The 25,494-nt window shown below is 64.3% G+C and carries 25 protein-coding genes and 3 tRNA genes; 20 read left to right on the top strand and 8 right to left on the bottom strand.

Translation table 11 applies throughout. The annotated features are described in order from the left end of the window. The first annotated feature begins 265 nt into the window (after nt 1-265). Nucleotides 266-1,006, top strand: a complete 741-nt coding sequence (locus DOM56_RS06625) for an SDR family NAD(P)-dependent oxidoreductase (protein ID WP_110708041.1) — start codon at nt 266-268, stop codon at nt 1,004-1,006. Nucleotides 1,007-1,016: 10 nt separating this feature from the next. Here DOM56_RS06625 and hisC read toward each other — a convergent pair whose 3' ends face one another. After that, nucleotides 1,017-2,069, bottom strand: coding sequence for a histidinol-phosphate transaminase (gene hisC, locus DOM56_RS06620; protein ID WP_110708040.1), 1,053 nt, complete (start codon nt 2,067-2,069; stop codon nt 1,017-1,019). 178 nt (nt 2,070-2,247) lie between these two features. Between hisC and DOM56_RS06615 the strand changes: the two genes are divergently transcribed. The 5 genes from DOM56_RS06615 to mnmH all read left to right on the top strand — a co-directional run bounded on the left by DOM56_RS06615 (nt 2,248) and on the right by mnmH (nt 7,659). Then, complete coding sequence (locus DOM56_RS06615; protein ID WP_110708039.1) at nt 2,248-3,345, top strand: alkene reductase; 1,098 nt, start codon at nt 2,248-2,250, stop codon at nt 3,343-3,345. Between the two features lie 127 nt (nt 3,346-3,472). Next, a complete protein-coding gene (locus DOM56_RS06610) occupies nt 3,473-3,937 on the top strand; it encodes a copper resistance protein NlpE N-terminal domain-containing protein (RefSeq protein WP_110598169.1) in 465 nt (154 codons plus the stop codon). A 118-nt stretch (nt 3,938-4,055) separates the two neighbouring features. Next, nucleotides 4,056-5,435, top strand: a complete 1,380-nt coding sequence (gene radA, locus DOM56_RS06605) for a DNA repair protein RadA (RefSeq protein ID WP_110708038.1) — start codon at nt 4,056-4,058, stop codon at nt 5,433-5,435. Between the two features lie 98 nt (nt 5,436-5,533). Further along, nucleotides 5,534-6,574 carry a selenide, water dikinase SelD gene (gene selD / locus DOM56_RS06600; RefSeq protein WP_110598167.1) on the top strand — a complete coding sequence of 347 codons (1,041 nt, stop codon included), beginning with the start codon at nt 5,534-5,536 and terminating at the stop codon, nt 6,572-6,574. Further along, on the top strand, nt 6,571-7,659 hold the full coding sequence (gene mnmH / locus DOM56_RS06595) for a tRNA 2-selenouridine(34) synthase MnmH (protein ID WP_110708037.1): 1,089 nt from the start codon (nt 6,571-6,573) through the stop codon (nt 7,657-7,659). The genes selD and mnmH overlap by 4 nt, the downstream gene beginning before the upstream one ends. Nucleotides 7,660-7,681: 22 nt before the next feature. Here the strand turns inward: mnmH and DOM56_RS06590 are convergent, their stop codons facing one another. Continuing rightward, nucleotides 7,682-8,347 (bottom strand): type 1 glutamine amidotransferase, encoded by a 666-nt coding sequence (locus tag DOM56_RS06590; RefSeq protein ID WP_110708036.1) that lies wholly within the window; start codon nt 8,345-8,347, stop codon nt 7,682-7,684. 59 nt (nt 8,348-8,406) lie between these two features. Here DOM56_RS06590 and DOM56_RS06585 point away from each other — a divergent pair, with 59 nt between their 5' ends. From DOM56_RS06585 to DOM56_RS06575, 3 genes are all read left to right on the top strand, one after another. Then, the gene (locus DOM56_RS06585; RefSeq protein WP_110708035.1) at nt 8,407-8,709 is read left to right on the top strand and encodes an MGMT family protein; all 303 of its coding nucleotides are present in this window, start codon (nt 8,407-8,409) and stop codon (nt 8,707-8,709) included. Between the two features lie 10 nt (nt 8,710-8,719). Continuing rightward, nucleotides 8,720-9,310 (top strand): YjaG family protein, encoded by a 591-nt coding sequence (locus DOM56_RS06580; RefSeq protein WP_110598163.1) that lies wholly within the window; start codon nt 8,720-8,722, stop codon nt 9,308-9,310. A gap of 98 nt (nt 9,311-9,408) precedes the next feature. After that, a complete protein-coding gene (locus DOM56_RS06575; RefSeq protein ID WP_110708034.1) occupies nt 9,409-10,185 on the top strand; it encodes an RsiV family protein in 777 nt (258 codons plus the stop codon). Nucleotides 10,186-10,306: 121 nt separating this feature from the next. Here the strand turns inward: DOM56_RS06575 and hisF are convergent, their stop codons facing one another. The 4 genes from hisF to hisB form a co-directional block, all read right to left on the bottom strand. Beyond that, entirely contained in the window at nt 10,307-11,080 is a 774-nt protein-coding gene (gene hisF, locus DOM56_RS06570) for an imidazole glycerol phosphate synthase subunit HisF (RefSeq protein WP_110598161.1), read from the bottom strand. Beyond that, a complete protein-coding gene (gene hisA, locus DOM56_RS06565; protein WP_110708033.1) occupies nt 11,077-11,859 on the bottom strand; it encodes a 1-(5-phosphoribosyl)-5-[(5-phosphoribosylamino)methylideneamino]imidazole-4-carboxamide isomerase in 783 nt (260 codons plus the stop codon). The genes hisF and hisA overlap by 4 nt, the downstream gene beginning before the upstream one ends. Before the next feature lie 68 nt (nt 11,860-11,927). After that, complete coding sequence (gene hisH / locus DOM56_RS06560) at nt 11,928-12,569, bottom strand: imidazole glycerol phosphate synthase subunit HisH (protein WP_110708032.1); 642 nt, start codon at nt 12,567-12,569, stop codon at nt 11,928-11,930. 40 nt (nt 12,570-12,609) lie between these two features. Further along, a complete protein-coding gene (gene hisB / locus DOM56_RS06555; RefSeq protein ID WP_110708031.1) occupies nt 12,610-13,203 on the bottom strand; it encodes an imidazoleglycerol-phosphate dehydratase HisB in 594 nt (197 codons plus the stop codon). A 279-nt stretch (nt 13,204-13,482) separates the two neighbouring features. Between hisB and DOM56_RS06550 the strand changes: the two genes are divergently transcribed. From DOM56_RS06550 to DOM56_RS06515, 8 genes are all read left to right on the top strand, one after another. Beyond that, nucleotides 13,483-15,897, top strand: coding sequence for an AsmA family protein (locus DOM56_RS06550; protein WP_110708030.1), 2,415 nt, complete (start codon nt 13,483-13,485; stop codon nt 15,895-15,897). A gap of 145 nt (nt 15,898-16,042) precedes the next feature. Further along, nucleotides 16,043-17,125 (top strand): A/G-specific adenine glycosylase, encoded by a 1,083-nt coding sequence (gene mutY, locus DOM56_RS06545; protein ID WP_110708029.1) that lies wholly within the window; start codon nt 16,043-16,045, stop codon nt 17,123-17,125. 12 nt (nt 17,126-17,137) lie between these two features. Beyond that, on the top strand, nt 17,138-17,410 hold the full coding sequence (locus DOM56_RS06540) for an oxidative damage protection protein (protein ID WP_110598155.1): 273 nt from the start codon (nt 17,138-17,140) through the stop codon (nt 17,408-17,410). A gap of 92 nt (nt 17,411-17,502) precedes the next feature. Next, nucleotides 17,503-17,578 (top strand) — tRNA-Phe (locus DOM56_RS06535). 7 nt (nt 17,579-17,585) lie between these two features. Further along, nucleotides 17,586-17,660, top strand: a tRNA-Gln gene (locus DOM56_RS06530). A gap of 20 nt (nt 17,661-17,680) precedes the next feature. Beyond that, a tRNA-Thr gene (locus DOM56_RS06525) sits at nt 17,681-17,756 on the top strand. A 198-nt stretch (nt 17,757-17,954) separates the two neighbouring features. Then, nucleotides 17,955-18,554 (top strand): LysE family translocator, encoded by a 600-nt coding sequence (locus DOM56_RS06520; RefSeq protein ID WP_232822204.1) that lies wholly within the window; start codon nt 17,955-17,957, stop codon nt 18,552-18,554. Nucleotides 18,555-18,973: 419 nt separating this feature from the next. Continuing rightward, nucleotides 18,974-19,909, top strand: a complete 936-nt coding sequence (locus tag DOM56_RS06515; protein ID WP_110708027.1) for a pirin family protein — start codon at nt 18,974-18,976, stop codon at nt 19,907-19,909. 306 nt (nt 19,910-20,215) lie between these two features. Here the strand turns inward: DOM56_RS06515 and DOM56_RS06510 are convergent, their stop codons facing one another. Next, entirely contained in the window at nt 20,216-20,869 is a 654-nt protein-coding gene (locus DOM56_RS06510; protein ID WP_110708026.1) for a hydrolase, read from the bottom strand. A gap of 150 nt (nt 20,870-21,019) precedes the next feature. Here DOM56_RS06510 and DOM56_RS06505 point away from each other — a divergent pair, with 150 nt between their 5' ends. Continuing rightward, nucleotides 21,020-21,919, top strand: coding sequence for a LysR family transcriptional regulator (locus DOM56_RS06505; RefSeq protein WP_110708025.1), 900 nt, complete (start codon nt 21,020-21,022; stop codon nt 21,917-21,919). 147 nt (nt 21,920-22,066) lie between these two features. On the opposite strand, the gene DOM56_RS06500 is transcribed toward DOM56_RS06505, so the two are convergent. Beyond that, complete coding sequence (locus DOM56_RS06500; protein WP_110708024.1) at nt 22,067-22,993, bottom strand: LysR family transcriptional regulator; 927 nt, start codon at nt 22,991-22,993, stop codon at nt 22,067-22,069. Between the two features lie 252 nt (nt 22,994-23,245). Between DOM56_RS06500 and DOM56_RS06495 the strand changes: the two genes are divergently transcribed. Beyond that, entirely contained in the window at nt 23,246-24,325 is a 1,080-nt protein-coding gene (locus DOM56_RS06495) for a 4-oxalomesaconate tautomerase (RefSeq protein ID WP_110708023.1), read from the top strand. A 48-nt stretch (nt 24,326-24,373) separates the two neighbouring features. Next, nucleotides 24,374-25,483, top strand: a complete 1,110-nt coding sequence (locus tag DOM56_RS06490; RefSeq protein WP_232822203.1) for a tricarboxylate transporter — start codon at nt 24,374-24,376, stop codon at nt 25,481-25,483. Nucleotides 25,484-25,494 lie beyond the last annotated feature (11 nt).

Raw genomic sequence — 25,494 nt, 5'->3', positions numbered from 1 at the left:
TGGGGTTTTTTTATGGCGGCACCCTCGGAAGAGAGACAGGGCCCGTTATTGATCCGAGGGGCCGCTTCGCGGTCTGGCCCCCTGTAGAGAGTGGCGGAGCGCCGCCCAGACTCCCATCTGTCTTCTATCCCCAACCCCAGTCTCGATCGAGGCTGGGGTTTTTATGGCCGCACCCTCGGAAGATCCCGGGAGGCGCATCTCGTGGCCGTATCAACTAGTCTTCTTGCCGTACCGATGAATTCAACTCCAGGCGAGGGGAAAAGCCGTGCTACAAGCGCTACCCGAAGGGTTCACGGCTGTAATGACCGGTGCCGGCGGTGGTATCGGTCAGGCCATGCTGAAACGGTTATTGAAGAGTGATCGTCCGGGGCGTGTCATTGCGGTTTCCCGTCAGAGTCTCGAGCATGAAGATCGCCGAGTCGAAAATCTGAAAGCCGATGTCACGACCGGGGAGGGGCGCAAGGCGCTGAAGACGCAATTGGATGGTGCGCCCCTGCACCTGCTGTTCAATACCATAGGCTTGTTGCATGACGAGCGGCGCGGGATCTCGCCGGATAAGCGGCTCGAGGACCTCGACGCCGAAACGCTGTCCACGCTGTTCCACGTCAACGCCATCACGCCGGTTCTGCTGATCCAGACGTTAGTCGATTCCCTCAAGGGTCACCACCCCGCCATCATCGCCAGCCTCTCGGCCAGGGTGGGCTCGATCGGCGATAACAAACTGGGTGGGTGGTACGGCTATCGAGCCAGCAAGGCGGCACACAACATGTTCCTGCGCACTGCCGCCGTCGAGCTGGCGCGCTATAACCGGCAGGCGATAGTGCTCAATCTCCATCCCGGCACCACGGATACCGGCCTGTCCCGACCCTTCCAGCGTCGAGTTCCGGAGGGCAAGCTATTCACGCCAGATTTCGTGGCGGCGCGATTGCTCGCGGTAATGGAAGACCGCCACCCCGACGAGAGCGGCAGTTTCTGGGACTGGGATGGCAAGCCGGTACCATTTTGATGGCGCCCGGCTAGACCATGACCTGCAATGCTTCGACCAGGCTGCCCATCTCGTCATCGGTGCCGATCGAGATACGCAGGAAATCGCTGAGGCCATCCTTGTTGAAATGACGGACCAGAATGCCGCGCTCGCGCAGACCGCTGAACAGGCTGGCCCCACTGTGTCGGGGATGACGCACGAACAGGAAGTTGGTCTGTGATGGCAGGACCTCGAACGCCATCGTCTCGAGTTGTTGGCGTGTCCACTCGCGGGTGGCCATGACTTGTTCGCAGCACGCCCGGAAGTGCGACTGATCCTCGAGCGAGGCGATGGCGACTTCGCTGGCCAGCATGTCGATCGGGTAGGAGTTGAAGGAATTCTTGACGCGCTCCAACCCTTCGATCAGCTCACGCGAGCCGATCGCGTAGCCCACACGCAAACCGGCCAGGCTGCGCCCTTTCGACAAGGTCCCGGTAACCAGCAGGTTGGGATAGTCCGCGATCAACGGCACGACACTCTCGCCACCGAAATCGACATAGGCCTCGTCGACCAGGACCACGCTCTCGGTGACGCGCTCCAGCAGCTGCGCGACAGCCTGGCGCGAGTGGCCATGGCCGGTCGGTGCGTTGGGGTTGGCGAACACCACACCGCCGTTATCCGTATCGAAGGCCTCCAGGGCGATCTGCCAGCGGTCGTCCAGCGCCACGGTTCGATAGTGAATATCGTAGAGCTTGCAGTAGACCGGATAGAAGCTGTAGCTGATGGCGGGCATCAGCAGTGGCTTCGGCTGGCAGAAGAAGGTCTGGAACGCCAGTGCCAGCACTTCATCGGAACCATTGCCGACGAAGACCTGGTCCGGCTCGACACAGTGTGTCCTCGCCAATGCCTGGCGCAGTGCCAGCGATTCGGGATCGGGGTAGCGGCGAAGGTGGTCCACCGCGAACGCCTGCAACACCCACTCGACGGCCGGGGAGGGCGGATAGGGGTTCTCGTTGGTATTCAGCTTGACCAGTTTTTCGCGCGGTTGCTCGCCCGGTACGTAGGGCGTCAGGGCGCGAACGGCGGGACTCCAGAATTGACTCATGATCTCTCGCGGGACGTTTTCTACGATGCTCGTTAGGCGTGGCGGGTCTGAGCTCATAGTGACCTCTGGTCCGAAGCGGTGCAAGCCACTCCCGTCGAATGTGGGTGACAGGGTTGATTAGTGTTCTAACTGCCTTATCTATGAGGTATCCGCTCAACTCAACGATCGAAGGGATTCCATGGATTACGATAAGCTGCTCTCGCCCATCACCGTCGGCGACGTCGAACTCTCCAACCGCGTGCTGATGGCACCGCTCACGCGCGCACGCACCCCGGACAGCGTGCCGGGGGCGCTACAGGCCGAATATTACGCTCAGCGCGCCGGTGCCGGGCTGATCATCAGCGAAGCGACCAATATCTCGCCCACGGCGCGGGGCTACGTCTACACCCCCGGGATCTGGACCGATGCCCAGGAAGCCGGGTGGCGTCAGGTCGTCGATGCCGTGCACGAGGCCGGAGGCAAGATGGCACTCCAGCTCTGGCATGTCGGACGTATCTCCCATGAGATGGTGCAGCCGGAGGGTCAGGCGCCGGTCGCCCCCAGCGCCCTGCGCGCCGAGGGGGCCAACTGCTTCGTCGAGTTCGAAGATGGCAGCTCGGGCCAGCATCCCACCAGCACCCCGCGTGCGCTGGCACTCGACGAGATCCCCGGTGTGATCGACGATTACCGCCAGGCTGCCAAACGTGCCCAGCGGGCCGGTTTTGATCTGGTCGAGGTCCACGCCGCCAATGCCTACCTGCTGCAGCAATTCCTCGCCACCGGCAGCAACCAGCGCAGTGACCGCTATGGCGGCAGTGTCGTCAACCGCGCTCGCTTGCTGCTGGAAGTCACCGATGCCGTCATCGACGTCATGGGGGCAGGACGTGTCGGTGTGCGCCTGTCGCCCTTCATCGAGATATTCGGTCTGTCGGACGACGAGCCCGAGGCGATGATGCGCTACCTGGCCAGCGAGCTGAGCCGTCGCCGGATCGCCTACCTGCACGTCAATGAGCCCGACTGGACCGGCGAAGGCCCGCAGCTGACCGACGATTTCCGCCGCGACCTGCGCGAGCGCTTCAGCGGCACCTTGATCTACTGCGGGCACTACACGGCCGAGCGCGCGGAGACCTTGATCGGCAATGGGCTGGGCGACGCCGCCGCTTTCGGCCGCCCCTATATCGCCAATCCGGACCTGGTCGAGCGGTTTCGGCGTGATGCGGCCCTCGACGAACCGAATCCGGAGACTTTCTATGGCGGTGGCGCCGAAGGCTATACCGACTATTCAGTAATGGATTGAGACGCGCTCGCGTGGCAGCCTGATGCTCTCGTTTGAATGGGATGTCATGCAGGAGACTTACCGCTATCCTGTAGTCACGTGGCCGCCAATGCGGCCTGTATGGCCCAGAAGTGTAAGGAGAACCAATATGCAGATCAGGACGTTGCTGGCCAGCGCCGCCACGGTAGCCGTACTGGCCGGTTGTGCCAGCGGTGGATCTCAGACTCAGTCTGGCACCGCCGATTCCTCTGCCGGCATGTCGTCGAACGCCGTCACCTACGAAGGCACGCTGCCTTGCCGTAGCTGCGATGGCATCGACCTGACCGTCAATCTCAACGGGACCGAGTCCTCGCCGGCCTCGCAGCGCACCTTCACGCTCGAAGCCGACTACATGAATCACCCGCAGAATCCGGATCCCGAGCAGTACGAAGGTCAGTGGGAAACGATGACGGGCACCGCGGTCGACCCGCAGGCGACGGTCTACGAGCTGACGCCGAACGGCGAAGGTCAGATCTACTATTTCCAGAAGATCGATGACCGCACGCTGGAACTGATCGATCCCCAGCGTCGTCGTTTCGAAAACGGCCAGATGTTGCGCCTGACTCGCCAGTAGGCCAGGCACTGACGAGCGTAGAGGCGGCCATGGGCCGCCTCTCGTCGTTGAGGGCTGACCCTTTGTGGCACCCTACGTATCTTGCGATCCTCTACCCGGCCTGACGGAGACCCCGCGCGTGGCAAAAGCGAAGAGTGCCTTCGTCTGCACCGAATGCGGTGCGGAATACAGCAAATGGCAAGGCCAGTGCAGCAACTGCCGTGAGTGGAACACGCTGACCGAGATTTGCCTCGGCAGCGCGCGACCCGGCGCCTCGACTCCCGGTAGCAGCGGTGCTCGTGGCGGCTACGCGGGTACGCTGTCGCGGGAAGTCGTCGATCTCTCTGGCGTCGATCTTACCGAGGTACCCCGGTTCAGCTCCACGTTCGAGGAGTTCGACCGGGTGCTCGGCGGCGGCTTGGTGCCGGGTTCGGCGGTGCTACTGGGCGGCCATCCCGGTGCCGGAAAGTCCACCCTGCTGTTGCAGACGGCCTGCCGTCTGGCCCAGAGCAAGCGGGTGCTCTACGTGACCGGTGAGGAGTCGCTGTCGCAGGTGGCGATGCGGGCCCACCGTCTGCAACTGCCGACCCAGGGGCTCAAGATGCTCGCCGAGACCAGCATCGAGACGCTGCTGGCCGTGGCGGAGCGAGAGCGTCCCGAAGTGTTGATCATCGACTCCATCCAGACCATGCATCTGGAGGATATCGGCTCGGCACCCGGCGGCGTTGCCCAGGTTCGCGAGTCGGCGGCGGCGCTGACGCGGTTCGCCAAGCAGAGCAACACCGTGCTGCTGCTGGTGGGCCACGTGACCAAGGATGGCACCCTGGCCGGCCCCAAGGTGCTCGAGCACATGATCGACGCCTCGCTGCTGCTGGAGGGGGGAAGCGACTCGCGTTTCCGCACCTTGCGCGGGCAGAAGAACCGCTTTGGCGCGATCAACGAACTCGGCGTGTTCGCGATGGTCGAGCTCGGCCTCAAGGAGGTCAAGAACCCCAGCGCGATCTTCCTGTCGCGGAGTGAGGAGCAGGCCTCCGGCAGTCTGGTGATGGTGGTGTGGGAGGGCACCCGCCCGATCCTGGTCGAAGTCCAGGCGCTGCTCGACGAGTCCGCGCTGGGCAATCCCCGGCGCGTGGCGGTGGGGCTCGACCACAACCGCCTGGCCATGCTGTTGGCGGTGCTGCACAAGCACGGCGGCCTGTTCACCGGCGATCAGGATGTCTTTCTCAACGTCGTCGGCGGGGTCAAGGTGCTGGAGACCAGCGCCGACCTGGCGGTGCTGCTGGCAGTGGTCTCCAGCCTGCAGAACCGGCCGCTGCCGCGGGAGTTGGTGGTATTCGGCGAAGTGGGGCTTTCCGGTGAGATCAGGCCGGTCCCCAGCGGCCAGGAGCGCATCGTCGAGGCCGCCAAGCATGGTTTCACGCGGGCCATCGTGCCGCGCGGCAATGCGCCCAAGAAGGCGCCCGCCGGCATGCAGGTGGTGGCGGTCGACAAGCTGGCCGAGGCGCTGGAAGCGCTGTAAGAGGGGGCGACTCGGCTACCAGCGCTGAGTGGCGTCGCTGGGTCGGTTAAACTGACTGCCAGGATCGATATCTCCAAGAACGGGACGAGGAGCCAGAAATGAGTGCCATTCGCCTGACGCAGTACAGCCACGGGGCCGGCTGTGGCTGCAAGATCGCCCCAGACGTGCTCGATCGGATTCTCGCCAAGGCGGGACCGGGCGCCAACAGCCAGAATCTGATCGTCGGCAACCAGGGGCGCGAGGATGCCGCCGTCTACGATCTCGGCGACGGTCGCGGCCTGATCTCTACCACCGATTTCTTCATGCCGATCGTCGACGACCCTTTCGATTTCGGCCGTATCGCGGCGACCAACGCCATCAGTGACGTCTACGCCATGGGAGGAGACCCGGTCATGGCACTGGGTATCCTCGGCTGGCCGCTGGACAAGCTGCCGGCGGAAATCGCCGGTGACGTCATGTCCGGCGCCCAGGCCGTCTGCCGCGCCCTGGGCGTTGCCTTGGCGGGCGGGCACTCCATCGATGCGCCGGAGCCGATCTTCGGGCTGGCGGTCAACGGCCTGGTCGATCTCGCCAACCTCAAGCTCAACAGCGGTGCCAAGCCCGGCGACCTGCTCTATCTGACCAAGCCGCTGGGCGTCGGGCTGCTGACGACGGCCGAGAAGCAGGGCAGGCTGCAGCCCGGACATCACGGCCTGGCGCGCGAGACCATGCTGGTCGCCAACGACATCGGCAAGGAACTGGCCAAGATTCAGGGCGTACATGCCATGACCGATGTCACCGGCTTCGGCCTGGCGGGTCACCTGAGTGAGGTGTGCGCGGCCAGCGGCGTCGAGGCGCGAATCGACTTCGCCAAGCTGCCGAGGCTGGCCGAAGCCGAGGCCTATCGGCGCCAGGGTGCGGTGCCGGGCGGTACGGGGCGCAATCGCGAGGCGATCGGCAAGGCGCTGCCGGACATGGACGCCGCCCATTGGCAGTGGCTGTGCGATCCGCAGACTTCCGGAGGGCTGCTGCTGGCCGTGGATCCGGCCTGGGCTGACGATGTCGAGCGGATCGGGCGCCAGCACCAGCTCAAGCTGGAGGCGTTCGGCGAGTGCATCACGCCTCGCGGCGGCGCGGGACTGATCGAGGTGCGCGGTTGAAAAGCGACGAGTTCATCGACGCGGACCTGGCACTGCTGGAACGGCCTCTGATCGATGTGCGCGCGCCGATCGAGTTCTCGGCGGGCGCCTTGCCCGGTGCGATCAACCTGCCACTGATGAATGACGATGAGCGTCGCGAAGTCGGCATCCGCTACAAGCAGGCCGGCCAGGCCTCGGCGGTGGCGCTGGGTAACCACCTGGTTTCGGGCGACCGCCGTGAAAGATCTCTCGCCGCCTGGGAGCAGGCGCTCGAAGCGGCACCGGATAGCGTGATCTACTGTTTCCGCGGCGGCATGCGGTCGAAGATATCGCAGCAGTGGCTGGCCGAACGGGGCCATCCGCTACCGCGAATTCGCGGCGGTTGGAAGGCGATGCGCAACCAACTGATCGAGGCGCTCGAAAGCCATAGCCAGGCCCCTCTGCTGCTGGTCGCGGGTTTGACCGGTTGTGCCAAGACCGCACTGATCAATGCGCTCGGTTCGGGAGTCGACCTGGAAGGCCACGCACGTCACAAGGGCTCGGCCTTTGGCCAGCATCCGATGGCCGGCCCCTCGCAGATCGATTTCGAGCACGGTTTGACGCTGGATCTGATGCGGTTGCCACGGGCCCGCGTGGTCGAGGACGAGTCGCAGCGCATCGGCCGCCTGGCGATACCGGCGACCTTCTGGCAGTCGATGAAAGCGGCGCCGTGCATTCGCGTCGAGATGCCACTGGAGTGGCGCCTCGAACAGATCCGCAAGGATTACATCGAGGATCTCAGCGAAATCTACCATCGCCACTATGGCCCGCAACTGGGCGAGGTGCTGTTTCGCAAGCAACTTTCCGGCGCCCTGAAACGCCTCGGCAAACGCTTGGGGAGCGAGCGGCTGGCCCGATTGATCGAGGCACAGCAGCGGGCATTCTCGGCGCAACGCCTCGGCAACGTGCAGGCGCACGATGACTGGCTGGCTCCGCTGCTACGGGAATATTACGACCCGATGTATCGTCATCAGATCGAGCACCAGCCCCGGCCGACCCTGCACGTCGGGGATTGGGACAGCTGTCTGACGGTCGCCCGGCAGTGGGAGCGTGAGTACGCGGCCTAGTGCCGCCCTCTCCGTTTCGACGCTAGTGACCATCGAGCCACTGGGTCATGACCCGGTCCAGCAGTGCCGCCTGCCGATCGAAGCGTCTCGGGTCGCGCAGAATCTCGTCACGGGTCTGCACATAGGCAGCGGTCGTCGGCAGGTCGTGATTGCACAGCGCCGCCGTGCCTTGAGCCGTCGACTCCAGATGGCACTGCAGCGCGACGACGCGACCCGCATCCCAGGCAAACCCCTGGACCGGACCGGCTGGTGTGCTGCCCAGTGGCAGGCAGCCATCCGGCAGGCCGAAGATGTCTCGATGCCAGAGCAGCGTCTCGAACATCTCGGGCAGATCGAAGGGGCTGTCGTCGGCCAGGGTCAGCGGCTGCCAGCCGATCTCCGGCTGAACCGCGGGGGACACGATGGCGCCTAGCGCCTCGGCGATCAGGCCGGCGCCGAAGCCGATGCCCAGCACCGGCTTGTTGCTCTTCAGGGCGCGATCCACCAGCTTGCGCTCTCGCTTGAACAGCGTCGCCTCCGGTGGCGAGAAAGCATCGAGCAGGACGAGCGCGTCGCAGTTGGCCAGCGGCGGCGGTAGTTCGCCCTCGTCGAGCCGGCAGTGGTTGTAGCTGTGACCCGTGCCGGTGAGCCAGTCCGCCATGCGGGCTGGACCGAACAACGGACTATGCTGGAGAAAATAGATATGCATGATGCATCCATGATGGGGTCGACCGGGCGACTCCACAAGCGGGGAGTTAGCATTTAGTCATGGCCATCCGAGCCCAGATTCTCGAACAGATCTACACCATCGTGGCGCAGATCCCGCCGGGGCGTGTTACCACCTATGGTCGGATCGCCGGGATGACGGAGGGGGCCACGGCGCGCATGGTCGGTACGGCAATGCGACAGTTGCCGACTGGGCACGACCTGCCCTGGTATCGGGTGATTGGTGCCAGCCGCCGAATCGCGGACCATGGCGGTGCCCAGCGACAGCACGAGAAACTGCGCGCCGAGGGTGTCGTTTTCGATGCCAGCGGCCGCGTACCCACGCATTTGATGTGGCCAGAATGACGGAGAGTTCATGACCAAGCCTTCGGGTAGCTTCAACGCCAGATTGCGCCAGCTCGACGCGCGCCAGCGGATCGCCTTCATGGCCGCGTTGAGCGAGCGGCTGGTACCCAATTACGCGCTCTACGCCGGCGTGAGCGGCCAGGGCAACCCCAGCGTACTCCACAACGTGCTGGATCTGGTGTGGGAGCGGCTCAAGATCGCCGCGGCGAAGATCGACTTCGACAAGCAGGCCGAGAAGCTCGCCGATGTCGAGCCCCCGGAGGCCGATGACAGCTTTGGTGCGCGGCGGGCGACGGAGGCGGTCATGGCCCTGACCACGCTGCTGGACACCCTGCGCGGCGAAGCCCCGGAAGCGGCGCTGGAGGTGAGCCGCGTCTCGCGCAACGGCGTACGCGCCTATATCGAAATGACCGAGGGCAGTGAGGATGCCGAACGGCTCGACGCGTTGTTTCGCGAGCATGAACTGATGCAGGACGAGCGCGACTTTCAGGACGCAGTACTCGAAGCGCTCGAGGCCGACCCGGGGCTCAAGGCGCTCTCGGCGTTGCGCGCGCTCGGTCGTAACCAGGGGGTCAGCAACCTGGGCCTGAGTCTCGACTGACCCGCTACCGGTTGTGGATAAACCGGCTACGCTGAGGCGTGTGGATAACGCTGACGACCACTCGGCGCCTCACCTACGAACGTTCATGGAGGAACATCATGCAGAAGCGCTGGTTGATTGGCGGCCTGACTCTGGCGGCCGTCATGCTGTCAGGCTGCCAGAGCCTGACCGGATGGGGAGGTGACGCGCTACGAACCGAGGCGGTGGTGAAGAGCGCCCACGAGCCGGGTTGCGAGAAGGACAGCTGCGCCAACGTCAATGCGGCCTACTTGCGTTTCCCTGAGTCACCACGGCTTTCCGCCGAGCTCGAGCGACGGTTGTTCGGGCTGGCGAGCGGGCTCAGCGACAACCCCGACGGCAGTGCCATGGGACAGGCAACCTCATTCGACGCCTTTGCCGACCAGGTCTTTGCAGCTTCGCGTCGCGCTCGCGAAGACGTGCCGCAGCTGCCGGGCTACGAGGCCGATCTCAAGGCCCATGTCGTGGCGGACCACGACGACCTGCTGGTGATCGAACTCGACGGCTATCTCTACAGTGGCGGCGCCCACGGCTTGCCGTTGACCTCCTACATGGTGATCCAGCGCGACACGCAGCAGATCGTCGATCTCGCCGACATGCTGCAGCCGGGCAAGCGACCGGCCTACGAAGCGGCGCTGGAGCGGGCCCACCGGCGCTGGCTGCAGACGGACCAGGCGCGCGGACTGTCCAAATCCCAGTGGCCGTTCGTCGTCTCCGACAATGTCGCGCCGCTGGCGGATGCCGTCGCGGTCAAGTATCAGGTCTACGACCTGGCGCCGTACGCCGTGGGCCAGCCGGTGCTGACCATCCCCTATGCCGATCTCGAGGGCATATTCCGCCCGCGCTATCTGCCCTGACATCGTCCTGGCTACGGCATCGAAGCGCGCCGCACCAACGCAAGCGCCGCGACCCGGCCGGGTCGCGGCGCTTTTCGTCGATCAGTGCTTGCTTGCGGCTTCGGCGCCGGTCTTGGAGCGCTCAGAGCCGCATTTCGATCCCGTGCTCGGCCATGTAGCGCTTGGCGTCGGGAATGGTGTACTCACCGAAGTGGAAGATGCTGGCGGCGAGCACTGCATCGGCGCCGCCTTCCTTCACCCCGGCCACCAGATGGTCGAGGTTGCCGACGCCGCCGGAAGCGATCACCGGCACTTCGACCGCGTCGCTGATCGCGCGGGTCACACCGAGATCGAAACCGACCTTGGTACCATCGCGATCCATGCTGGTCAGCAGCAGTTCCCCGGCGCCGTAGTCGACCATCTTGCGCGCCCACTCGACCGCGTCCAGCCCGGTGGGGCGACGGCCGCCATGGGTGAAAATCTCCCAGCGCGGCGGCTCGCCCTCGGCGCTGACCCGCTTGGCGTCGATCGCCACCACGATGCACTGGCTGCCGAAGCGCTCGGCGGCCTCGCGCACGAAATCCGGGTTGGTGACGGCGGCGGTATTGATCGAGACCTTGTCCGCCCCGGCGTTGAGCATGGTGCGGATATCCTCGCAGCGGCGAATGCCGCCCCCGACAGTGAGCGGGATGAACACTTCGCCGGCAATGCGCTCGACCATCTCGACTGTGGTGTCGCGGTCCTCATGGCTGGCGGTGATGTCGAGAAAGGTGATCTCGTCGGCACCCTGCTGGTTGTAGCGCTTGGCGATCTCCACCGGGTCGCCGGCATCGCGAATACCGACGAAATTGACACCCTTGACCACGCGGCCGGCGTCGACGTCGAGGCAGGGAATGATGCGCTTGGCCAATGTCATGAGCGGGCTCCTTCGGTATCGATCCCATCGCCCCGCATCGAATCGCCCTGAATCGAATCACTCAAGGCCTGGGCCTCGGCGACGTCGAGCGAGCCTTCGTAGATGGCGCGGCCGGTGATGGCGCCGATGATGCCGCTGTCGGCGACCTCGGCCAGGGCGCGGATGTCTTCCAGGTCGGTCACCCCGCCGGAGGCGATCACCGGCAGGCCGCCGTCGCGAGCGAGCTGGGCGGTGGCTTCGACGTTGACGCCCTGCATCATCCCGTCGCGGGCGATGTCGGTGTAGACGATCGAGGAGACGCCGTCATCCCGAAAGCGTCTGGCCAGGTCCACTGCCTTGACGGTCGAGACTTCCGCCCAGCCATCGGTGGCGACGAAGCCGTCGCGGGCGTCCAGGCCGACGATCACGTGGCCGGGGAACCGGCGGCACATCTCGCCGACGAAGGCCGGCTCCTTGACCGCCTTGGTGCCGATGATCACGTAGCTGACGCCAGCGGCGAGATAGTGCTCGATGGTGTCAGGGCTGCGGATGCCGCCGCCGATCTGGATCGGCAGGTCGGGATAGGCGCGGGCGATGGCGGTGACGGCTTCACCGTTGACAGGCTTGCCCTCGAAGGCGCCGTTGAGATCGACCAGATGGAGCCGCCGGGCGCCGGCTTCGACCCAGCGTGCAGCCATCGCCACCGGGTCGTCACCGTAAGAGGTGGCATCGTCCATGCGGCCCTGCTTGAGCCGCACGCACTGGCCGTCCTTGAGATCGATGGCGGGGATTACCAGCATGGTTTCGAGTCCTTGTCAGTCAGGTGCCGTCTGAAAAGCCGGCGGGGCAGCCATGTCTCGGATTGTGCCTAGGGCGCCCAGTTGACGAAATTTTCCAGCAGCTGAAGGCCGTCTTTGGCGCTCTTCTCCGGGTGGAACTGTACCGCGAACACGGTGCCGCGGCCGGTGACCACATGGGCATCGGCGCCAGCGTAATCGGTCTTGCCGAAGATATCGGCATCGCTGGCGGCTTCGACGTAATAGCTGTGCACGAAGTAGAATCTCGCGCCGTCCTCGATGCCGCTCCACAGCGGATGCGAATGGTGCTGGGTCACCCGATTCCAGCCCATGTGGGGCACCTTGAGGCGCTCGCCCTCGGGGCTGACCAGTTTGTGGCCGAAGTGACGGACCCCGCCGGGGAGGAAACCGAGGCAATCGACGCCGCCATTCTCCTCGCTGCGCTCGAACAGCATCTGCTGGCCGACGCAGATGCCGAGCAGCGGTTTGGCCTGCTCCTCGAGCAGATCCTTGACCAGCCCCTCGAGCTCGGTGCGCTGAAGTTCGCCCATGCAGTCGCGGATCGCCCCCTGGCCGGGCAGCACCAGCCGCGAAGCGCCGCGAATCGAGCGCGGATCGCGGGTCACCATGACGTTTTCATGGGTGACGTGTTCGAGCGCCTTGGCCACGGAGTGCAGATTGCCCATCCCGTAATCGATCACGGCGATCGTCATTGCGGTTTCCTCGCTGAGTCGGTGATGGCGCCGGCCGGTATCACAGGCTGCCCTTGGTCGATGGCATCTGGCCGGCCATGCGCGGATCCTGCTCGACTGCCGCGCGTAGTGCGCGACCGAACGCCTTGAAGATGGTTTCCGCCTGATGGTGCGCGTTGAAACCCTTCAGGTTGTCGATGTGCAGGGTGACCTGGGCATGGTTGACGAACCCCTGGAAGAACTCCCAGAACAACTGGGTATCGAGCCGGCCGATGGTCGCGCGGGTGAATTCGACATCCATGAACAGCCCGGACCGCCCGGAGAAATCGATCACCACGCGAGAGAGCGCCTCGTCGAGCGGCACGTAGGCGTGGCCGTAGCGACGAATGCCGCGCTTGTCGCCGATCGCCTGGGCGAACGCCTGGCCGAGGGTGATGCCGAGATCCTCGACGGTATGGTGCTCGTCGATCTCGAGGTCGCCCTGGGCGTCTATCGTCAGGTCGAGCATGCCGTGGCGGGCCACCTGGTCCAGCATGTGATCTAGAAAGGGGACCCCGGTCCGGCAATCGAGGCGGCCGCTGCCGTCCAGATTCACCGTCACCGTGATCTGCGTCTCGTTGGTGTCGCGCGACACCGTGGCGATGCGCTCGGACATGCGGGGGAAATCTCCCGGTACGGTTGGCGAGAATCGGCCATTATAGTGAATCGGGCGCCGCATCCGCTACAATGGCGGTGTTTATCGGGCGGCTGTGATTCGGCCGTTCTCCACCGCAGTCAAGTCGTTCCGCCGACAGGGAGACACAGGGGGCATGCCGGAAACCGCACAGCAGGTCGAGTCGCATCATCGGGCCACGCCCAGCCGCATTCGGCTCGAGTGGAGCAGCGGTTCCCGCCCACGAGTGCCTGCCCATGTTCGCGCACAGGGAGGATTCGAATGAAGGGGCTGGTCAGAGCACTGCTGGCGGCGATCGGTGTACTGGGAATTCTGGTCGTCGTGGCTGTCGTCTACATCACCACGTTCTTCGATCCGAACGATCTCAAGCCGCGTCTGATCGAGGCGGTCCGCAACCAGAGCGGGCTCGAACTGCGTCTCGATGGTCCATTGTCGTGGTCCTTCTATCCGCGTATCGGCGTCAGCGTCAAGGACGCCGAGGCCTGGCTTCCCGAACAGTCGCAGGACGATGCGCCCTTCGTCGGCTTCGACAGCGCCGAGGTCAGCGTGGCCTTTACGCCGCTGCTGACGGGAGACGTTTCCGTCGACGGGCTGATTCTCGATGGCATGCGCCTCAACCTGGCCCGCGACGCGCAGGGCCGGGGCAACTGGCAGGTACTGCTGGATCGCCTGGCCGGCAACGACGACGCCGGCCAGACGGGGGAAGCGCCGCCGACATCACCGCCGCAGAATACCGCACAGTCGGAGCAGCCGGCCCAGCCCCAGAAACGAGGCCCCGGCCTGAAGCCGGGCGACGACCAGGCCGTGGCGTTCGATATCGCCAGCGTCAAGGTCTCCAACAGCCAGGTGAATTACGTCGACCAGCAGAAATCGCTGGATGTCACGCTGGCCAACCTGAGCCTGCAGAGCAGCAACGTCAGCCCGCAGTCGTCATTCCCGGTCCAGCTGTCGTTCGCTGTCGACGGACGTCAGCCGAGCGTCGACGGCAACCTCCAGTTCAAGAGCCAGATGCGCATGGATCTCGGCGCCGGGCGCTACACCTTCGAGAACGTCACGCTCAACGGCAAGGCGCAATTGCCGGCGTTGGCCGAGCAGGCGCAGTCGCTCAACCTCAAGGTCGCCACGCTGGTCGCGGACACCCAGGCCAAGCAGTATCGGGCCGATGGAATCGAACTGGGCGCCTCGCTCTACCACACGGCCATGCAGGAAACACCGTTATCGCTGGATCTTCGCGCCAATGCCGTGGCCGACCTGGAGGCCCGGACCGCCACGCTAGGCGATGTCGTCCTGAGTGGGGACGATGGCCTGAACCTCAAAGGCAACCTGGACGTCACGCAACTGGATGACGCGCCGCAATACCAGGGGCGGCTGGAACTCGCGCCGCTATCCGTTCGGGACTGGCTGACGCGCTTCGGTGTCGAGGTGAACAGCGCCGACGACAAGGCGCTCACGGCGCTCTCGTTGAACGGACCCTTCACCGGTAATGCCCAGCGTATCGACTTCGACAAGCTGCAGTTGACGCTGGACGACACGACGTTCCAGGGCTCGCTGGGGGGCGCTTTCGACGGTCGGGCGCTGGACTTCGATCTGGCGGGTGACCAGCTCGACCTGGATCGTTATCTGCCCCCTCGGGCCCCGAGCGCGGAGGGGGCGGGGAGTGGTGACGGCAAGGACACGGCATGGCTTTCGGCGCTCGGGGTCCAGCCGGCGCTGGCCGCGGCCGAAGGTGCCGAGCTGCTGCCGGTCGCCTGGCTGGCCGAGCTCAAGCAGGAGGGGCATCTGACGCTCGACTCGCTCAAGGCCAAGGGCGTTCAGATGGGTGATGTCGAACTGAACACCAGCGGCAGTGGTGGACGCCAGCGCATCGACTCGCTCGATGCCTCGCTCTATGGCGGCTCGCTGAAGGCCTCGAGCGCGCTCGATCTTCGCCAGCCGCCGATGAAGCTGTCCTTCACCGAGCGCATGAATGGGGTCGACATTGCGCCGCTCTACCGGGACTTCAGCGGCAAGGACTCGCCGCTGCGCGGCGAGCTCAACCTGCAGGGCGATTTCGATTCACGCACCAACACCGCCGAAGGGCTCAAGCAGAATCTCGATGGCCAGGCGGCGCTGCGGATCGACGACGGCGCGATGCTCGATGTCAACGTGTCGCGTCAGCTGTGCAGCGCGGTAGCGACCCTGGAAGGGCGCGAGTCGACCCGCGAATGGAGCGAGGACACCGCCTTCGATCGTCTGCAGGCCAGCGTGAGAGTCGACAAGGGTGTGGCGCACAACGACGACCTGGATATCGCCATCCCCGGCATCGCGGTGACTGGCAAGGGCGATGTCAACCTGGTGACCAACCGCTTCGACTATCGCGCGGCGGCACGCTTTACCGACACCGCTGACAAGGCCGCCTGCGGCGTCAATCCGCGACTGGCCAAAATCGACTTCCCGATTCGCTGTCAGGGCAACCTGAGTGATGCCCCCGGGCAGTGGTGTGGATTCGATCGTGAAGCGTTTCAGGACTCGCTGGCGAATCTCGCCACGGACGAGGCCAAGCGCAAGGCTGGCGAGCGTGTCGACAAAGAGCTGAACAAGCAGCTGGATGAAGAGACCCGTCAGAAGATCGACGACAAACTGGGGGAAGGCACTTCCGAGAAACTCGGCAACAAGCTCCGCGATCTGTTCAAGTGAGCCGAGCCAGTGGTTGGCACCCTGGCGCCGACGCGATGTCGGCGTCTTTTCGTCAAGCCGGTCCAAGACTCTGGCGCCGACTGATTTTCCGGATCGATTTCCTATCGATGATCCACTCGATTCCACCACTCTGGAGAGGTGCTGTTTGGCGGAAATAGCCCTATCGGCCGAGGCCTTTCGCGAGCGAGTCTTCGGCTGGTTCGATGCCCACGGTCGCAAGTCGCTGCCGTGGCAGCACGACAAGACGCCCTACCGGGTCTGGGTATCGGAGATCATGCTGCAGCAGACCCAGGTCACCACCGTCATTCCCTACTTCGAGCGCTTCATGGCGCGCTTTCCCGACGTCCGGACGCTTGCGGATGCACCCCAGGACGACGTGCTGCACCTGTGGACCGGGCTTGGCTACTACGCCCGCGCTCGCAATCTGCACAAGGCGGCCCGGGTCGTCGTCGACGATCACGATGGCGAGTTCCCGACCCACGATCTCGAGGCGATGACGGCGCTGCCGGGGATCGGTCGTTCCACGGCCGGCGCCATCGTCAGCATCAGCACCGGCCAGCGTGCCGCGATTCTCGATGGCAACGTCAAGCGCGTGCTGGCTCGCCTGCACGCGGTGGAGGGCTGGCCGGGCAGGAGCGACGTGCTGGCGAGGCTGTGGGAGCTGGCGGAGCGCTACACGCCGGAACGCCGGCTGCCGGAATACACCCAGGCGATGATGGATCTCGGTGCCATGATCTGCACACGCGGCAAGCCGAGCTGCCTGCTGTGTCCGTTCGAGGATGTCTGCGTGGCCCACGAACAGGGCGACGAACGCCGCTACCCCGGCTCCAAGCCCAAACGCGAGTTGCCGACGCGGCAGACACAGATGTTACTGTTGCAGGACGACACGGGCCGGGTGTTGCTCGAGCAACGTCCGCCCAGCGGCCTGTGGGGCGGCCTGTGGGGCTTCCCGCAGTTCGATGGCGACAGCGAGTTGCACGACTGGCTGGAGCGGCGCTATCGAGGTGCTCACCTCGGTACTGCCTGGCGATCGTTCACGCACACGTTTACCCACTTTCGCCTGGAGATCACGCCGAGACCGGCTCGACTGCCGGATCGCCAGGCTGCCGCCGTGGCCGAATCGAACCAGCAGTGGGTCGATCCAGCCACACCGGCGCAGGTGGGCTTGGCGGCGCCGGTCAAGACCCTGTTGGCCACGCTGGCCCAGGCGCACGCACTTATCGACTGAGAGGAGACTGACATGGCGCAGACGGTATTCTGCCGCAAGTACCAGCAGGAGCTAGAGGCTCTGGCATTTCCGCCGCTGCCCGGTGCCAAGGGCCAGGAGATTCAGCAGACGGTCTCCCGGCGCGCCTGGGAGGAGTGGCAGGCACTGCAGACGCGGCTGATCAACGAGAAGCATCTCAACATGCTGGACCCGCAGGCGCGGGAGTATTTGACGACGCAGATGAATCGGTTCTTCGACAATCAGGAAACGGATCACGCCGAGGGCTACGTGCCGCCTGGCCAGTGATTTTCCGGCAGCGTGAAGGGAACTCATCTTTTTGAAATAAAAAGGCTTGACCCCCAAACGGCATGCTGGTTAAATGCGTCCCCGTTGGCGAGGGCCAGATAGCTCAGTTGGTAGAGCAGGGGATTGAAAATCCCCGTGTCGGCGGTTCGATTCCGTCTCTGGCCACCATCAATGCTGGGGTATCGCCAAGTGGTAAGGCACCGGTTTTTGGTATCGGCATGCGCAGGTTCGAATCCTGCTACCCCAGCCATCGCTGACGTCTCTATGCTCGCCGACATAGCTCAGTTGGTAGAGCAACTGACTTGTAATCAGTAGGTCCCGGGTTCGACTCCTGGTGTCGGCACCAGAGCTTAGAGATTGATTCAAAAGGCTTTTTAAGCCTTTCAAGAGACCGCCCTTCAAGGCGGTTTTTTTGTGCGTGTAGATTGGCTACGTAGATAAAAGCGGCTAATTGCCATGAGATGCTTGTTGCCATGAGCTGCTTGCAGCTGGGGTTTTTGATCACCTACCGAGTGCTACATCGCGAGCCGCCATGGAAAACATAATGGCTTTCATCTTCGCGGCCACGCTGCTCACCTTGACTCCCGGTCTCGATACGGCGCTGGTGCTCAGAACGGCCTCGATTGAAGGTCCCGGGCAGGCGGTGAAGGCCGCGCTCGGAATCAATGTCGGCTGTTTTCTCTGGGGGGCAGCGGTCGCCTTTGGCCTGGGCGCTATCGTTGCCGTTTCAGAACTCGCTTACAACGTGCTGAAGTATTGCGGCGCTGCCTACCTGTGCTGGCTGGGTCTGAACATGGTGCTTTCGCCTCGCTGCAGTATCGGACTGGTCGACGTCCACTCGGTCAAGCGTGAAAACTGGTTCCTGAAAGGCGTTCTGGGAAACGCGCTGAATCCAAAGGTCGGTGTCTTCTATGCGTCATTCCTTCCTCAATTCATTCCCCAAGGTAGCTCGTTAGTCGTCTGGACGTTTGGACTCGTGGCCATTCACGTGCTGATTGTTTCGGCGTGGTCCCTGACGCTCATCGCCGCGACTCGACCGCTCGGTCGCTTCCTGCGCAAAGCGCGTGTTATCCAGTGGCTGGATAGAACTACCGGTATGGTGCTGCTGCTGTTCGCCGCGCGCCTGGCCTATAGTCAGCGCTGATTTCTGACAAGCCGCATCTTTGGACGGCATTGGGCGAAGTGGCTTCGTCGCCATCCCGCCACGATTTCTCCGCTGTGGGGCGATCTCCCGGTCGTCGATATCCACGCCGTTTCCGAACGAGGTTGGAGCGTACCGTGGCGGTGAACCGGTATCCGTTTCATCGCGCGAGGCCCGCGCGTCGTCGGTGAGTGCCAGCGTGTCGGCCTGGCGCGAACGGCGCAACAAGCGATGCTCGATTCTGCCTTCAAACCGATCGTTAGGCGCCGGCTCGTCGCAGCCTCTGTAGCGTTCCCCGTTCAGCAACACGGCTGGACGGTCCCCAGGGCTAGTCATCAATGCTTTCCGAGCGCTAAATTGACGCTTGATGGCAGCGGGTCCGACTTCACTCCTGCCGCACCTGCCGAGGAGAGAGGACGCACATGAGCTGGAATCCCGCATTCGAGCCCGGCTGCCCCAATGACGTTGGCATCGACGCGATCGAGACGTTGATCATTCCCCGCGCCCGCGACCTGGGGGGATTCGAAGTTCGACGCGCGCTACCGGCACCCAAGCGGCAGATGGTCGGGCCGTTCATTTTCTTCGACCAAGCCGGGCCGGCCGAACTGTTGACCGGCCAGGGCATCGATGTCCGCCCACACCCGCATATCGGTCTCGGCACGGTGACCTACCTTTTTCGCGGGGATTTCCATCACCGCGACAGCACCGGGGCCGACCAGATCATTCAGCCTGGCGCAGTGAACTGGATGGTCGCCGGGCGCGGTGTTACCCACTCCGAACGCACGACGAGCGCTGCTCGAAATGCCGCCAACAGCCTGTTCGGAATCCAAACCTGGCTGGCGCTCCCCGAAAGCCACGAGGACATGGCGCCCACGTTCGAGCATCATGGCAAGGCGACGCTGCCGGTCATCGAGGATGGCGGTACGCGTGTTCGGCTGATCCTCGGTAGCGCTTACGGCAAGACCGCCCCTGTCACGATGTTCTCCGAGACCTTCTACGCCGAGGTGACGCTCGAAGCGGGAAGCCTGCTGCCGCTACCGGACGACCACGAGGATCGGGGCATCTATATCGTCGAGGGCTCGATCTCGATCGCCGGCCAGGATTACGCCGCGCCTCAGATGATGGTTTTCCGGCCCGGCGACCGCATTACCGTCGCCGCCGGTGGAGGCGGGGCACGGCTGATGATCCTGGGCGGCGCCACGCTCGGCGGTCCTCGCTACATCTGGTGGAACTTCGTCGCCTCTTCTCGCGAGCGCATCGAGGAGGCCAAGGCCGAGTGGCGTGCCGAAGACTGGGGCAATGGGCGCTTCGATCTTCCCATCGGCGACCGGGCGGAACATATACCGCTGCCGGATTGATTGGCGCCAAACGAGGAATATCGACTGGTGCGCCCGAATGACCGGGAACGAAATCAACGACGGTGCGCGACGTTGCGCAGCGGCAGCGGGGATGGATCGCAGCGTTGCCGCGAAGACGCGGTCGACTTTGGGGATGAACCGGTCATCTCTACTTTGGTGGCCGGCTACAGGCTGGCCATCCCGTTCATGGGTCGTGATTGTCGCTATCGGGATAGTCTCTTGTTCAGCGTGGTTCGGTATAGTTACTGCACCGGCGCGGGTGACGGGCCCGGACAGGTCGCGTCCCGGGCCCGCCGCTCTATCAGGTCAGCCCGGGTTGCCGGGCACCGGCGTATTGAGCAGCTGCTGTTCCCACAGATAGGCGATGCCGCTGCCGCTGAAGTGTTGGATGAGAATTTCGGTCAGCTCCTCGACATGCTCGGTGCGGGCCCAGTCGCGCTGCCATTCGCCAGCGAGCGCCATTACGGTCATCGGGTTCGCGCCGGCCGCAATCATGCGCTGGACGGCCACCTCGTGGGACTCCTTCGAAATTCCGCCTGACGCATCGGTGATCACGGTCACGTCCCAGCCCTCGCCGGCGGCCTGGATGACAGGCATCGCGACGCAGACTTCGGTCCACAGCCCGGCGATGATCAGCTGCTTGCGACCGGTCGCCTTGACCGCTTCCACCACATTCTCGTCCTGCCAAGTGTTTACCCAGGTGCGGTCAATGACTTCCTGGTCCGGAAAGATATCGGTGATCTGTGGAAACAGCAGACCACCGCGTCCCGCGATGACGCTGGTGAGAATGGTCGGCACATCGAAGGCTTTTGCCAACTTCGCCAGCGCCGTCGTGGAGTTAACCACGGCTTGCGGGTCGTGGCTGTTCAGGTTCGCGAGCTGGTAAGGCTGATGGTCGATCAGGACGAGTACCGAATCTTCGGGACGGAGTAGCGATTCAAGGCCGTTGCGAAAGGTCATGGCGATTCTCCATATCTGTCATGATGGTTGGGTTGTTGTACGGCGAGGCGGCGCCATCCGCGACGCTGCCTGGAGAGACATTGCCGTTCGTGGAGCGGATTCGGTAGTGGCCATCCGTGTCTCGCTGTGTCGCGAAATGGGGAACGCGAAATGGATATCGAAGAGCTGCAGACATTCGTGGAAATCGCCGACGCGGGAGGTGTTTCGCCTGCCGCTCGGCGGCTTGGCGTCTCCAAGTCGATCGTCAGCCGGCGGTTGTCGCGGCTCGAATCGGAGCTTGGCATCCAGCTTCTGGCACGAACCACCCGCGGCGCCGCGCTTACCGAAGCCGGCGCCACGTTTCGTGACTATGCAGCGAGAGTCTGCGCCGAGATCGACGTGGCCAGGGAAACGATACTTCCCGCCGGCGATCTTCGCGGCCGCTTGCGTGTCGCCGCTCCGCTATCCTTCGGCCCGACGCATTTCGCCCCCGTGCTGGCGGAAATGGCGCGGCGTCACCCGCGGCTTCATATCCACACAAGCTACAGCGACCGCTTCGTGGACCTGGTCTCGGAGGGCTTTGATTGCGCGATACGGGTCGGCTACCTGCAGGACTCGGACCTGGTCGCGAGACGCGTCGGTCCGATCTCCGGGAAGCTCGTCGCCAGCCCGAGCTATATCGCGGCGCACGGCGCGCCCGCAACGCCGGACGAACTCGTCGAGCATCAGGCCCTCATGCAAGGTACCGAGGCCTGGCACCTCCTGGATGGCGACAGGACCATCACGGTTCGCCCGCAGGGCAGCTTCAAGGCCGACAACGGTCTCGCCCTGGTCGCCGCGGCCGTCGCTGGGCTCGGGATCGGCTACCTGCCCGATTGCCTCACCCATGAGCACGTGGCCAGCGGGGTTCTGGTACCGGTAATGACGGATCATCCGCCCCCGCCGGCAGGAGCCTACGTCGTCCGGCCGCCAGGCCAGTATCCCTCCCGCAAGATCCGCGCCCTCACCGAACTGCTGATCGAGAGCTTCGAACAGACCCCGCAGCGCTGGGGCTTGGGTATCGACGCATGACCGGTTCGATACCTCGTCCCGGCCAGGCCTTGGCCGGCATGGCCGTGGGCGCGGCTCGACCCGTCGTGGTCATGGTCGATCACTTCGACCTTGTCCTGCTCACGTCGCAAGGGCTCCATGGGCGATCTGTCGACGGGAGCTGCGTCGTTACAAGTTGATCGGCCCGGTGCTGCCCTCGACGCCGCTCTTATCCCAGTGTTTCAGCAGCGTTTCGACGAAGCGTTCCGCGGCCGGGGAGAGCGCGCTGTCCCGGCGTCGCACCATGCCCAGGGTCCGTTTCACCAGCGGCTCGACCAGGGGGCGCTGGACCAGCAGCGGGTGCTCCTGATCGGGCATCGACAAGCGGGGGACCGCCGCCACGCCCAGTCCGGCCTCGACCATGCCGAGCGAGGTCGACAGGTGCTGGACCTCGTAGAACCAGGTCGGTCGCTGGGTCAGCGACGAGAGTTCATGGTCCAGCAGCATCCGGTTGCCGCTCATCTTTCCCACCCCGATCAGCTTGTGCGTGCTGAGCTCGCTCCAGGTGACGCTGTCATGCGCCGCCAGCGGATGGTCGTGCCGGCACACCAGCACGAACGGCTCGACGACCAGGGGGGTAAAGACGATATCGGGGTGATGCCCGCTGAGCATGTTGATGCCGAATTCTGCCTCGCCGCTGAGCACGGCACCGAGTCCGTCGTTCGCGCTCAGGTCGAGAAGGCGAATTCGGATATTGGGATAGCGGGCGTTGTACTCCCGAATGACCGCCGGCAGGAAATAGAACGCGGCGGTGGGAATGCAGGCCAGCGTGATCTGGCCGATCCGGTTCTCGGCAAGGGCGCGAATGTTGAACAGCGCATGGTCGAACTCATCCACCAGTCGTTTGGCCTGGGGGAAGAAGTCCCGCCCCACGGTGGTGAGCGACACGCTGCGAGTCGTGCGCGCCAATAGCGGCGTACCCAGGATGGATTCCAGCTTCTTGATGCGACGGCTCAGGGCGGGCTGGGAGAGATTGAGCGACTGCGCCGCCGCCTGGAAGCTCTCCAGTTCCGCGACCTTGAGGAACGCCTGGATCTGCTGCAGCTCATAGTTCATGACTTAAAACCCATGGTTCATGGCTCAAAACTTATAGTTCATTGGTCTAATGCCACCTCGGCAGACGCCTCTGTAAATTGCAGCGCCTGAGTCATTTTTCTCATCAATATCAATTGGTTGTATCTTTTCTGCCTATTGATGCGTCTAGTGCAACAATGTCCACGATAATTGCATTGGATCGCTTGATACAAGCGTGCGAGTTTGCCCTCCACCAGTGGCCGCGGGTTGGCCGAAACGTGGAAGGAGCGATCTATGCAAGCCATTCCCTGCGTGCTGATGCGCGGTGGTACATCGAAGGGCCCGGTATTTCTGGGTAGCGATCTGCCTCGGGATTCTGTCCGGCGCGACGAGATGCTGCTGGCGCTGATGGGGTCGGGCAACGAGCTGGAGGTGGACGGCATCGGCGGCGGTTATCCGCAGACCAGCAAGGTCGCCATCGTGTCGCCCTCGTCGGAGCCCGGCATCGATGTGGATTACCTGTTCGTCCAGGTCATGGTCGAACAGCGGCGCGTGGATACCTCCCCCAACTGCGGCAACATGCTGAGTGCGGTGGGCCCCTTCGCCATCGAGCAGGGGCTGGTGGCGGCCCAGGGCGATGTCACGCGGGTCACGATCCGTAACGTCAACACCCAGAGTGTCATCGACGCCGATATCCAGACGCCGGGTGGACGGGTCACTTACGTCGGCGAGACGCACATCGATGGCGTCCCCGGCACCGCTGCGCCGGTGCTGCTGGAGTTTCGCAATGCCGTGGGAGCGAAGACCGGTGAGCTCTATCCCACCGGCCAGCCACGAGACGTGATCGACGGCCTCGAGGTGACCTGTCTCGATGCCGCCATGCCCATGGTTCTGATGCGGGCGACGGATCTCGGCAAGCGGGGTGATGAGTCGCCGGCCGAGCTCGACGGTGATCGTGAGCTGATGGCCAGGCTGGAGTCGATCCGGCGACAGGCCGGGGCCGCCATGGGGCTGGGCGATGTCACCGACAAGGTGATCCCGAAGCCCGTCCTGATCAGCGCGCCGCAAGCGGGCGGTACTCTGCAGGTGCGCTATTTCATGCCGCACCGGTGTCATCGCGCGCTTGCCATCACCGGTGCGGTGGGGCTTGCCGTGGCATGCGCCGATGCACGCGGGATCACCAAGGGTCTCGCCAGCGCGCCGGACGACAGCGGACTGATGGAGTTCGAGCATCCGAGCGGGCGGTTGGGCGTGGTCAGCCATTGGCCCGCGGGGCAGCAGTGGCCACGCTGCTCGCTGGTGCGTACCGCACGCCGGCTGTTCAGCGGTTCGGTATTCGTCCCGGAAACGCTGGAGCTGGATGCCGCCGGCTGAGGACGTCAGAAACGCCCATCCAACATAAAACCAAGAGAAGGAGAGGATATGCACGCCAAGCCAAAACTCTCGCGAATGCCTTGCCGGCGCTGGTGGATCGTCTTCGCGCTGGCGCTGTTACCGCTGGTCGCCGAAGCCGACGACGGCCAGCCCACGCCCGACACGCTGACCTGGACCGTGCCGTTCGGGGTCGGCGGGGGCACCGATGTCTGGGCCCGCTTCATGTCGCACTGGATGGCGCGGTCGCTGCCCTCGCATCCCGCCATCGTCATCGACAACGTGCCCGGGGGTGGTTCGATCACCGGTACCAATCTTTTCTATACCCGCGCTCAGCCCAATGGCGAGGAGATGCTGGTCACTTCGGCCTCCACCCAGTTCCCGGCCATGCTCGAGGATCCACGGGTCCGCTTCGATTACGCCAAGTGGACGCCGATCATTGCCGCGCCCACCGGCGGCGTGGTCTATGTCCAGCCGCGCTTCGGCAAGGAGACCGGCGAGATCCTCGACAATCTGCGCGAGGAGCCGACGAAATTCGCGATGCAGACGCCGACCGGGCTCGAGATGCCGGTGATGCTGGCATTCGACATGCTGGGCCTGGCGGTCGAGCCGGTCTTCGGCATGCGCAGTCGTGGCGAGGGGCGCCTGGCGTTCGAGCGCGGAGAGGCCGGGGTCGATTTCCAGACCACCTCGGCCTACTTCAGCAGCGTCACGCCGCTGGTCGAATCCGGCCAGGCTGTGCCGCTCTTTTCGCTGGGCGTGATGAACGAAGAGGGCGTCATCGTGCGTGACCCCGCCTTCCCCGATCTGCCCACGTTCTCGGAACTCTATCTGGCCCAGCCCGGCGCCAGTCGAGACGACGTCGCCTACGAGGTCTTTCACAAGTTCTTCGCCTCCGGCTACGCCCTGCAGAAGCTGCTGCTGGTACCCAAGCAGGTCGACGCCAAGCTGCTGGCGCGCTATCGCGACGGTGCCAAGGCGCTGATGACGAACGAGGACTTTCTTGCCGCCGCGCGTCAGCAGGTCGGGCCGTACGAGCCGGTCGTGGGAGAGGTCGCCGCCAGGCAACTGGCATCAGCGATGGAACTCAGCGATGCCCGCCGTCAATGGGTCGTCGACTGGCTCAAGGATCGTTACGGCGTGCGGGTCGTGACGCGTTAACTGATTCGTCG

Source organism: Salinicola sp. CR57 (genome assembly GCF_003206585.1).
Lineage (GTDB): Bacteria > Pseudomonadota > Gammaproteobacteria > Pseudomonadales > Halomonadaceae > Salinicola > Salinicola lusitanus.
Note: the sequence above shows the minus strand (reverse complement) of the source record. Positions and strands in the feature narration are given on the sequence as shown.